The 11,378-nt window shown below is 62.2% G+C and carries 9 protein-coding genes and 1 pseudogene; 7 read left to right on the forward strand and 3 right to left on the reverse strand.

Annotated features, from left to right (window positions below):
• Together PF446_RS09485 and PF446_RS09490 are read left to right on the forward strand one after the other, a co-directional pair.
• A partial coding sequence (locus PF446_RS09485; protein ID WP_298071184.1) for a fimbria/pilus outer membrane usher protein occupies positions 1-1,887 on the forward strand: 1,887 nt, incomplete at its 5' end.
• Positions 1,888-2,036: 149 nt separating this feature from the next.
• Positions 2,037-2,972, forward strand: coding sequence for a fimbrial protein (locus PF446_RS09490; protein ID WP_298071185.1), 936 nt, complete (start codon positions 2,037-2,039; stop codon positions 2,970-2,972).
• 50 nt (positions 2,973-3,022) lie between these two features.
• Here PF446_RS09490 and PF446_RS09495 read toward each other — a convergent pair whose 3' ends face one another.
• Entirely contained in the window at positions 3,023-3,217 is a 195-nt protein-coding gene (locus PF446_RS09495; RefSeq protein ID WP_298071186.1) for a hypothetical protein, read from the reverse strand.
• Between PF446_RS09495 and PF446_RS09500 the strand changes: the two genes are divergently transcribed.
• Positions 3,216-4,247: a fimbrial protein gene (locus tag PF446_RS09500; RefSeq protein ID WP_298071187.1), complete on the forward strand. Its 1,032-nt coding sequence runs from the start codon at positions 3,216-3,218 to the stop codon at positions 4,245-4,247. The genes PF446_RS09495 and PF446_RS09500 overlap by 2 nt on opposite strands.
• An 810-nt stretch (positions 4,248-5,057) precedes the next feature.
• Here PF446_RS09500 and PF446_RS09505 read toward each other — a convergent pair.
• Positions 5,058-5,807 (reverse strand): FAD-binding oxidoreductase, encoded by a 750-nt coding sequence (locus PF446_RS09505; RefSeq protein ID WP_298071188.1) that lies wholly within the window; start codon positions 5,805-5,807, stop codon positions 5,058-5,060.
• Between the two features lie 264 nt (positions 5,808-6,071).
• Here PF446_RS09505 and PF446_RS09510 point away from each other — a divergent pair, with 264 nt between their 5' ends.
• The 3 genes from PF446_RS09510 to PF446_RS09520 are packed head-to-tail and all read left to right on the forward strand — an operon-like array spanning position 6,072 to position 8,535.
• Complete coding sequence (locus tag PF446_RS09510; RefSeq protein WP_298071189.1) at positions 6,072-7,016, forward strand: ABC transporter ATP-binding protein; 945 nt, start codon at positions 6,072-6,074, stop codon at positions 7,014-7,016.
• 20 nt (positions 7,017-7,036) lie between these two features.
• Complete coding sequence (locus PF446_RS09515; RefSeq protein WP_298071192.1) at positions 7,037-7,792, forward strand: ABC transporter permease; 756 nt, start codon at positions 7,037-7,039, stop codon at positions 7,790-7,792.
• A 14-nt stretch (positions 7,793-7,806) separates the two neighbouring features.
• Positions 7,807-8,535, forward strand: a complete 729-nt coding sequence (locus PF446_RS09520) for a 2OG-Fe dioxygenase family protein (RefSeq protein ID WP_298071190.1) — start codon at positions 7,807-7,809, stop codon at positions 8,533-8,535.
• Positions 8,536-8,615: 80 nt separating this feature from the next.
• On the opposite strand, the gene PF446_RS09525 is transcribed toward PF446_RS09520, so the two are convergent.
• Positions 8,616-9,212, reverse strand: a complete 597-nt coding sequence (locus PF446_RS09525; RefSeq protein WP_298071191.1) for an OmpH family outer membrane protein — start codon at positions 9,210-9,212, stop codon at positions 8,616-8,618.
• 864 nt (positions 9,213-10,076) lie between these two features.
• Between PF446_RS09525 and PF446_RS09530 the strand changes: the two are divergent.
• Positions 10,077-11,113 (forward strand): annotated as a pseudogene (locus PF446_RS09530) (M20/M25/M40 family metallo-hydrolase).
• The last annotated feature ends 265 nt before the right edge of the window (positions 11,114-11,378 follow it).

Raw genomic sequence — 11,378 nt, forward strand, 5'->3', positions numbered from 1 at the left:
ACAGACGACCGCATGCTGCCCCAGTCGCTGCGCGGCTATGCGCCGGTGATCCATGGCGTGGCCGATACCAACGCCAAGGTCACGGTGACCCAGAACGGCGTGCAGATCTACCAGACCACAGTCGCGCCAGGCCCCTTCACGATCAATGACCTGTATCCCACCGGCTACGGCGGATCACTTGAGGTCACCGTCGCCGAGGCCAACGGCCGCAACCACAGTTTTTCGGTACCCTACGCCTCGGTCGCGCAACTGCTGCGGGCCGGCACCACCCGATACGACGTTGCTGTCGGACGCCTGCGCAGCCTGCAAATACTGGACCCGCCCAACGTGGCCCAGGCCACGCTGCAGCACGGCTTCAGCAACCTGTTCACGGGATACGCCGGGCTGCAGGTTTCGCGAGGTTACACCGCGGCCCTGATCGGAGGCGCGTTCAATACGCGCTATGGCGCATTCGCGATGGACCTGACCCAGGCCGGTGCGACCATCCCCGGATACCACGGCCAGGATGGCCAAAGTCTGCGCCTGAGCTACAGCAAGATCATCCCGGACACCCAGACCTCGCTCAGCGTGGCCGCCTACCGCTATTCCAGCAGTGGCTTTCTCAGCCTGACCGACGCGGCCAGCGCCCGCGATTACGCCCATCGCGGACTGAGCCTTACACAGTACCTCCCCGCGACAATGCAGCTGATCGACGGCGTGCCCGTCTCGACGCCCCTGACGCCGGCCCAGCAGGCCATCCTGTCCGGCCAGTCCCCCGGCAACACAACCGCCCTGGTGGCTACCGGCCTGGTGCATCAACGCAACCACTTCACGCTGTCTCTTAACCAGCGCCTGGGCGAGCGTGGCGGATCGCTGTACCTCAACAGCACGATCAGCGACTACTGGAATCGCAGCGGCAGCGACAGGCAATTTCAGGTGGGGTACAACAATATGCTTCATGGCGTGAGCTACAACATCTCGGCTACGCGCACACGTGATCCCTTCGGTCATTACAACAACCGCTATTTCGTCAGCTTCAGCGTGCCACTGGGTGCGTCCTCGCATGCGCCTAATTTCACCCTGAACGTCAACCACGATAACCTGAGCGGCTCCCAAGATCAGGGCATGCTCACCGGCAACCTTGGCGACGACAACCAGTTCAATTATGGCGCCACCGCTTCGCACGCTGAAGGCAGCGGCGGCAATGCGGTGGCTGTCAACGCCGGCTACCGCAGCCCGTACGCTGTCATTGGCGCGAGCTACGGCAAGGGGGGTAACTATTCCCAGGCCTCCGTTAATGTCAGCGGCGCCGTGGTCGCACACCCCGGCGGCGTCACCTTCGGTCAGCCGACGGGCGATACCATCGGCATTGTCCATGCGCCGGGTGCAGAAGGCGCGCGCGTCACCAATGCACCGGGTGTGCGCATCGACCATGCCGGCTATGCCTTGGTGCCTTACCTGAACCCGTACCAGCGCAACACCATTCGGCTTGATCCCCAGGGGCTGCCTTTGGATGTGCAGCTGGACAGTACCAGCGAAGAAACCGCGCCCTATGCCGGGGCCGTGGTGATGGTGGATTTCAAGACCCAGAACGGCCGCGCCATGATCGTCCGCATCCAGCGCGGAAATGGCCGGAGCGTGCCATTCGGCGCCGAGGTCCTGAACGCGAAGGGCGATACGCTGGGCATAGTCGGCCAAGACGGTCGGGCATTGCTGCGCGGCGTTGACGAGAGCGGCCGACTGAGCGTGCGTTGGAACCGCGAACAAGACCAGGCGAGCAACTGCTCTTTCACCTACAGGATGCCGCAAGGCGGAAAGGACACCGGCCGCGTCAGCGCCTATACGCAGCTTGACGCCACCTGCCGCCCTGAGGCCGTCGGAACCACTTCTCCGAAAGGTGGCACATGAACCCGTCAGAGTCTCGCACAGGCCGCGCATCCTCGATTCTCCAACCGCAGACGCGAGGCCGGCCACTGCTGCACACGCAGGGGCGGACGCGCCGCACGCTGCTCAAGTTGGCCGGCCTGCTCCTGCTGGCACCATGGCTCGCCCTGGCCATGCCCGGCAGCGCCTTTGCCAACTGCCAGTCCAACTCGGGTAACCCTGGTACGGTGATATTCCAGTTCAACGGCCCCATCACGGTCCCCAACAACGTGACCCCGGGCACCATCCTGGCCACATCATCACCCGTGGTGCCAAGCAACCCGCAAACAATCACTTGCGTGGGCAATACCAACAGCGGCATCGTCAACAACATTGGCGCATCGCCAGGCAGCGACAACACGCTGTACCCCACCAACATCGCCGGGCTTTCCTACCGGCTCCTGTACCCCGACAGCGGCAACGCTCTAAAAAACTACCCGAATCAGTCGGTCGGAATGGGTTCCATTTCATTCAACGGTGCCACTGCGCTGCAGCTGGTAGCCACCAGCACCATTGCCAACGGCAGCCGCCTGTCGGGAACGCTTGCACAGTGGAACGTGGATCGCTGCAACATCATTAGCTTCTTTGGTTTCACGTTTTGCTTCGGCAACCAGCCCACGCAACCCGTCATGACCTATTCCGTCAGCTCCGTACGATTCGTCTCGCCGGCTTGCAGCGTCACCACCGACCCGACCAACGTGACGCTGCCCCAGGTGCTGTCGAGTCAGTTCTCGGGGACGGGTTCGACGGCGGCCACCACGCCCTTTGCCATTCAGCTGAATTGCGCGAACGTAACCACGCTTTCCATCACGCTGCAGACCAATAATCCCGTGAACGGCGCCACTGGCGTGATCGCATCCTCAACGGGTAGGGGCTACGCACAGGGCGTAGGGGTGCAGCTGCTCGACCACAATGCCCAACCGGTCCAGTTCGGCACCGCGATTTCGGTTGACGGCCCGCAGAGCGGCGACGTGTCCATCCCGTTCTTCGCCCGCTACTACCAGACCAGCGGAACGATCGGCAGCGGACAGGTCAAGGCCACGGCCACTTATACGCTCAATTACCAGTGATGCGTTGCACTTTGCATCCGCGACTTGAAAACGGCATGCCCCGACATAACTCACAGCGTCACTTCATCTTGATCAAGACCCGGAACGAATATCGAACCGGACGCAATGAAATCTCCACAACGATATGCTCCACCGCCATGCGGGTTTCCAGACTCTCTTCTCGAGAGATGGTTGATCTGAACGTCCGCGATCCGTCCATACTGTGCATCCTTGATTTTTAATCCACCATCGCGAGCTGAATCCATGCCGCCAGGACTCAACCGACATCGACCTGCGTGGCAGCAACTGGCTGGCCTGTTGCTGCTCGTTTCACTGCTCGGCCTTGCTCCTTTAGGCAAGGCGCGGGCCAATTGCCAGGAAAACACCGGAACGAGCGCAGTGAACTTCTCATTGCCCAGCACGATTACCGTCGCCTCGAATACGGTACCAGGCGACATTCTGTACACCTCGCCGGTGGTTTCTCCGACCAACACGCAAACCCTCAGTTGCAACGGCACCACGTACAGCGGCATCGTCAACAACATCGGTGCTCAGCCAAGCAGCGGCAATACGCTGTATCCAACCAATGTTCCCGGCGTCTCTTTCCGGATTCTGCATCCGGACACCAGCAATCCCCTGCATGCCTATCCGGATGAATTGATTCCACCTGGAATCTTCCAGTTCAGCGTCGCCTCAAGCCTGCAACTGGTCGCCACCGGCATCATCACCAACGGCAGCCAGCTGTCGGGACAGATCGCGCAATGGAACATTGATCGATACCAGATCAAATGCAGGGGCCATAGCGGAAAGCATCACCATGGTAACAACTGCAATGAGGTACCGGTGGGTCCGGAGCCTGTCCAGCTGTTTACCATCAGCTCGGTGCGATTCGTGGCCCCCGCCTGCACTATCACCACCGATCCGACCAACGTGACGCTGCCACCGGTGTTGTCCAGCCAGTTCTCCGGGATGGGATCGACGACCGGCACCACACCCTTTGCCGTTCAGTTGAACTGCTCGAACCTCACGTCCCTCTCCATCACCCTGCAAACCAGCAACCCGGTGAACGGAACCACTGGCGTGATTGCACCGGCCGGAGCGGGCTATGCGCAAGGCGTCGGAGTGCAGCTGCTCGACCAGAACGACCAGCCGGTCCAGTTCGGCACGGCGATCTCCGCCGGACTTTCGCAGAGCGGAGTTGTGTCCATTCCGTTCTCCGCACGTTACTACCAGACGGGCGTCGTCAGCGGAGGGCAGGTCAAGGCCACCGCCACCTATACAATCAACTACCCGTAACGGCCTGCACGGTTTCACCGTTGGAGCCTAGCAACCCCGCCATGCAGGGCTCCTCCAAAGCCTATCGACGAACAGCGTTACATGGTCGAATACATGGCTCCGCAACAGGCCGGCGGTATCACTGGTAGGTTTGCGTGGCCAGCATCACCTGGCCGGCGTCGGTCCCATGACCGTCGGTATATCCGGAAAAATAGGTCTGCACGCGGGCATCCACCATGTGCTTGGACATGGTCGTCCATATGAGCTGGTAATCGCCCTGTGCGCGTACGCTTCGGCCGGCGGTGTCGGCACAGTGCCGCGACACGCCGGATATTTGCGCGTTGGCCGGATGTGCCACATCACTGGTGGCCAATGTGCATGAAGGAGCCACAATTGTTCCGGAAAATGTAATGCGCCCGTCCGCTGCCTGCACAGTCGGAATGCTGACCAGACACGCAAGCGCGATCAAAAGACTCGTACGCTTGCCGGTTTTGAGATGAGTGGGGACTCGCATGATTCCACCCGTGAGCATCCATGCAACGGAGAGGTGCATTTCCTGACGCCCACGACCTCAAATTACGTTTTGCATGCGAAAACACCGTGATGGGGATCGCAGAAGGCGCAGATGGCATCATGCCATGCCTTGAAACCATGAATCGGTTCACATTCCAGGCCGCTTTATTTAGAACGAAATGACATACAGGCGGATGCAATCCGAACTTCTTCCGCCCCACCCGGACGGAAAAACCGGCGGAACCGGGAAGTCCAGACGTCGACAACCCCTCCCAGCACGGCATTTGGGAGCATGGCTGGAATGTGAGGTCGCAGCACTCAGCGCGAGGAAATGTACTTCTCGCGGCGGATCTGGCGGACCGAAAGACCCCGTTCCTTGAGGTCGGCAAACGCCGCGTCAACCATGTCCGGATTGCCGCACAGGTACGCGATGTCATGCTCCTCGTTCGGCTCAAGTTCGGCCAGGACACTCTGTACGTAGCCCTGGCGATCGTGCGGACGCGGGTCCGGACGCGCCCCGCGACTGAAGCACGGGTGGAAGGTAAAACCGGGATGTTCGCGCGCGAAGGCCTCGAACTCCTCGCCGTACAGCAGTTCGGTCTCGCTGCGCGCGCCGTACAGCAGGACGAAGCTGCATCCGCGCCTATGGATGAGCGTGCGGATCTGCGGCAGCATCGCGCGGTAGGGTGTCACGCCGGTACCGGTGGCGATCAACAGGTAGCGCTGGTTGGCATCCTCGTCCATCAGGCAGAAGCGGCCGTACGGTCCACTGGCCTCGATCTCCCCGCCGTGCTCGAGCCCGCCCAGCAGCGCGGTCGCCGCACCGCCCTCGACATAGCTGACGGCAATCTCGATGCGCTGGATCGGGCCGCTGTCCGCATCGCCCACCGTCGCCACTGAATAGCTGCGCTTGGTCGGCTTGCCGTCTTCGTAGTGAAAGTGCACCTGCAGGAACTGGCCGGGGCGAAACGCGAATGCCGATCCGTCAGCGCGCTCGAACACCAGATGGCGCACGCGGGGCGCAAGCATGAAACTGTCGACGAGACGAAGCTGGAAGTGATCGACCATAGGGCAATGAAGGGCAGGAAACGGTGCGTGCACCGTGCCGGCACAGTTCGAGTGGACAAGCCGGCTATGATAAGAGGCCAGGGGTCGGGTTGGAACCGCCCGTTCGGCATGAACGCGCACAAACGCTGGGGCGCGACAGACTCCCGCGCCACCGCTGCGGCAAACCAGAGCTTGGACCCCGCGGACTTCAAACCGCTACCGCACCTTGATTTTTACCGCAAAACCACCCACATGCGTGGGTTGCACCTCGGGAAACACGTTCCAATGACTGATACCCCCGCACTGGAAATCACCGACCTGCGCAAGACCTACGCCAACGGTACCGTGGCGCTGAAGGGCGTCTCGCTGACCGTGCAGCAGGGCGACTTCTTCGCCCTGCTCGGCCCCAATGGCGCGGGCAAGTCGACCCTGATCGGCATCCTCAGCTCGCTGGTCAACGCCAGCGGAGGCTCGGCCAAGATCTTCGGCGTGTCGATTCACGAGCAGCGCAGCAAGGCCATGCACCTGATCGGCATGGTGCCGCAGGAAATCAACTTCAACCAGTTCGAGAAGCCGTTCGACCTCTGCGTCAACCAGGCCGGCTTCTATGGCATCCCGCGCGCCGAGGCGATGCGTCGGGCCGAGAAATACCTGAAGGAACTGCGTCTGTGGGACAAGGCCGAGCAGCCGGCGCGTTCGCTGTCGGGCGGCATGAAACGCCGACTGATGATCGCACGGGCCATGATGAACGAACCGAAGCTGCTGATCCTGGACGAGCCCACGGCCGGCGTGGACATCGAGATCCGCCGCTCGATGTGGCATTTCGTCCGGGGCATCAATGCGGCAGGCACCACGGTGATCCTGACCACGCACTACCTGGAGGAAGCCGAGCAGTTGTGCCGCAACATCGCCATCATCGACCATGGCAGCATCGTCGAGGACACCTCGATGAAGAATCTATTGTCCAAGCTGGACGTGGAGACCTTCATCCTCGATACCAGCGAGCTCCCCAATGACCTGCCCGACGTGAACGGCATCACGGTGAAGCGCGCCGACGCGCACACCCTGGAAGCCGAAATGGCCCGCGGACACGACCTCAATTCGTTGTTTGTCATGCTCGACAAACGCGGCATTACCGTGACATCGATGCGCAACAAGGCCAACCGCCTGGAGGAGCTGTTCGTGCGACTGGTCGAGAAGAACGACGACGGAAAGGAGAACGCCGCGTGAGCAGCACCTTCACCAACAACATGGTCGCCCTGAAGACCGTCGTGCGCCGCGAGATCATGCGCATCGTGCGCATCTGGTCGCAGACGCTGATCCCGCCCGCGATCACAGCCTCGCTGTACTTCATCATCTTCGGCACCGTAGTCGGCAGCCACCTGCCCCCCGAGCACGGTTACAAATACATGGCCTACCTCGTGCCCGGCCTGGTGATGATGCAGATCATCACCAACAGCTACAGCAACCTCACCAGCTCGTTCTTCGGCGCCAAGTTCCAGCGCTTCGTCGAAGAGATGCTGGTTTCGCCGATGCCCAGCTGGGTGATCCTGTCCGGCTACATCATTGGCGCCATGGCGCGTGGCCTGACCCTGGGCGTGATCGTGTTGCTGATCTCGATGCTGTTCACCCCCTTGCACATGGCGCATCCGCTGATCATCCTGACCACGGCCATGCTGACCTCGATGGTGTTCGCGCTGGCCGGCTTCGTGAATGCGGTTTTCGCCAAGAAGTTCGACGATATCGCCATCGTCCCCAGCTTCGTGCTGACGCCGCTGACCTACCTTGGCGGCGTGTTCTACTCCATCAACCAGCTTGGTGAGCCCTGGCACTCCATCTCCCTGGTCAACCCGATCTTGTACATGGTCAACGCCTTTCGCTATGGCATGCTGGGCATCACCGACATCCCGATCTGGATTGCCTATGCGGTGATGGTCGCGTTCGCGGTGCTGCTGGGCGGCTTCGGTCTGTGGCTGCTGCACCGCGGCATCGGCATGCGCAGCTGAACAGCGGGAATCGCATGGCCACATCCGCGCACGCAAGCCTGCACACTGCCCTCGATGACCTGGGACAGCGGGGGTTCGCATTCGTGCATGCGCAGGAGATGCAAGCTGCCCTGCACACCCAGGGCAGCCTGGACGACTGGGAGGCGTTCGCGGGCAGCTGGGACGCGCTGTACGAAGACACCTACATGGCCGATCGCGGGCGCTACCGGAAGCGCCGGTTCGGCGTGTTCGCGATCGACGCCGAGGGCATCGTGGAACAACCGCGCCAGCCGCACTACCAGAGCCTGGACTACAACCGTCTCAACGGCGGCCTGGAGCGCTGGTACCAACCGATCGACGCCGCCATCCGCAACGGACCCAGCCTGCGCAGCATCCTGGGCTTTGCCCACCGCACGTTCGCCACGCTGACGCGCGAGGTGGTGCGCTGGCACGTGGAGGTCCACCAGTTCCGGATCCTGGCGCGCGCGGACGAAGCCGGACAGCCGACGCCCGAGGGCATGCACCGCGACGGGGTCGATTACGTGCTGGTGCTGCTGGTGGATCGCCACAACATCGACAGCGGCACCACCAGCATCCATGACCCTAACGGCCGCGAGCTGGGCAGCTTCACGCTCACGCAGCCGCTGGACAGTGCGCTGGTCGACGATGCCCGGGTCTGCCACGGCGTGACGCCGGTGACCGCACACGACCCGGACCTTGATGCACACCGGGACGTGCTGGTGGTGACCTTCCGCCGCAGCTGAAGCTATTTTAAGCCAGCTGAAGCGCAACGGCAGAAACGACGACCTGCGGACAACCCTCCGGCAGGTCGTCGCTACTGAGCTTATTTGCCGTTCTGGCTCTGTTTGGGCATCGGCGCCAGGCTGAAGCTGATGCTGGTGACCTTCTTGTCCAGCGCAGCGATCACGTCGGTCGTCAGGTCATTGGCCATGTTGCCGCCAAGCACCGAGTCACGATCCAGCAACAGACCGCAGTTGTGGCTCTTGTAGATCCCGTCCAGCAGCGGCTGGATCTTCTGGCCGATCTCGTTCATGGCCTTGGCGCGGGTGATGCGCAGACGCTTGTCCAGCACCTGGGCCTTGTTCTGCAAGGCCTGCATGCGACCCTGGAGATTCTTCTGGCGGGCTTCGCGATCGGCCGGCTTCAACGAACTGGCCTGCTCCTGGAACTGCTGGATCTGCTTGTCCAGGGGCTCACGGTCCTTCTGTATATCTGAACGTGCCTGCTCGGCCAACTGCTGCATGCGCTTGTCGGTAGCCATGCCGACCTTGGACTGAGCCAACACCTGGTCGCGCGAGAGCATGCAGAGGCCGGCGATGGGCTTGCCGCCCAGCTGGCTATCCTGCGCGTGCGCCGGCAAAACCGGCAGCGCCATCAGGCTGGCCAGCACGACGGCAACAATGACTCGATGTGAAAACATGGAAACACCTCTTGTGGATTGGACGCGGCCGGTACCAGGACCGGTCCGAGAGAACAGCAAGTACACCAGCATAGCAAGAGCATCGCATTTTGCACCTGAACCGAGGTCATCACGGGGTTCAGGACCTGGCATTCCCGCTGTTCACGGTGACGGCCGGAGTTGGCCAACAGCCGTTCCGGCGGCAGCGGCGTCGCCGATCCGGGCCGATCCCGATCTCGATCTTGCGTTGCAGGACAGGCTCAGCCTGCCCTGAACAACAATATGAGTCCCTCCGGGCCGCAGCTTGTCTGGACCGCGATTGTTCGGTGGAGTTCATACGCACCACCGGCCTGCAAGATACCCGGCGCTGGCGTTGCCTTGCCACAGTTGCCTGCCGTCCTCTCACGTCCAAGGGTTTGGTACTTGTCCATCGGGCGTCCAGATGCAGCCTGGATACGGGGCCGAATGACGCAGGGGCATATCCGCCAGCTCGTATCCGCTGTGGTTTGCGTGATTATTTATGACACGTGTCTCAAGGATGTCTTCATGCGCCTGACCGTATGGCTCGCCCTGCTGACCGCTTTCATGCTTGCATCCGGCCCAGTGCCGGCCCAGACCCCACCACCCGCCGAGCATGCCCGGCTGTACCGCATTGCCGGCCAGGTCCAACCCGCGCAACTGAAGGCAACACTGACCCGCCTGGTTGGATTCGGTACCCGCCAGACCATGTCGGTCATCGATTCGAAAACGCGGGGTATCGGCGCAGCGCGACGCTGGGTGAAGTCCCGTTTCGAAACAATTTCCCAGGAATGTGGCGGCTGTCTGGAGGTGATCACGCCAACGCAAACGGTTACCGGGCCGCGTATCGACACGCCCACTGAAATCATGGATGTCGCCGCCATCCAGCGCGGCACATCGGACCCGAACCGCATCATCATCATCATCACCGCGCATCTGGACTCGCGCGTGACCGATGTAACCAACAAGACGGCCGATGCGCCGGGCGCCGACGACGATGGCTCTGGAACCGCCGCCGTGCTGGAGGCCGCCAGGGTCTTGCGAAATACAAGTTCCCCGCAACCCTGGTCTATGCGTCGCTGTCCGGTGAGGAGCAGGGCCTGTATGGCGGCAAGTTGATGGCCCGGTATGCCCGCCAGCACGGCTGGCAGATCGAGGCCGACCTCAACAATGACATCATCGGCAACATCCACGGCATCGACGGCGTGGTCGACAACACCCATGCCCGCATCTTTTCCGAGGGCACCAAGAGTACCGAAACCCGGCGCCAGGCCGCCTACCGACGCTATTTCGGCGGCGAGGTGGACTCCCCCTCGCGCAACGTGTCGCGTTACATGGCGGGCCTCGCCGAGCAGTATCTGACCAACCTGCACGTGGACATGATCTACCGCACCGACCGCTTCGGTCGTGGCGACGACCAGGTGGCGTTCCTGGCCGCCGGCTATCCGGCGGTGCGCCTGACCGAAACGCATGAGAATTACCACCGGCAACATCAGGACGTGCGTGTCGAAAACGGCATCCACTACGGCGACGTGCTGTCGGGCGTCAACTTCCCGTACCTGGCCCAGGTCACGCGGCTGAACCTGGTCACCATGGCCGCGATGGCGTCTGCTCCGGCACCGCCGGGCGAGCTGAAGGTGAAGGGCGCGGTACAGCCGGACACCACGCTGACCTGGAAGGCATCGCCCGGCGCGGTCGGCTACCGCGTGTGGTGGCGCGACACCACCGCTCCGCCATGGCAACACGCCCGATGGGTCGGCAACGTGAGCAAGGCCACGCTCAAGGACATGGTCATCGACCATGACTTCTTCGGGGTCAGCGCGGTCTCCGGGGACGGCTATGCCAGTCCGGTGGAATTCCCAGGCTTTGCCGGAAGCTTCCAGAATCCGCCTCCCGCCAAATAACACTCCAATCGCTGCCGCACGTCATGCCGCGCGGGGGGCCCGAAGCGCCATGCGCACGGAATTGATCGCTGGACCCGGGATCTTTCAGGGCCCCATCAGGGCCTGCGGCGGATACGGCTGCCGTGCTTTTTGAGCACACTCATGAACCGCGTCGCTTGGCGCGATGCGTGGGCGTGGCCGACCAGGGGTCGTCTGGCCATGGGTGTTTGGGATAGCGCCCCTTGAGCTCCTTTTTCACCTCCGGATAAGTGCGTTCCCAGAAGCC

Source organism: Oleiagrimonas sp. (assembly GCF_027858935.1).
GTDB lineage: Bacteria > Pseudomonadota > Gammaproteobacteria > Xanthomonadales > Rhodanobacteraceae > Oleiagrimonas.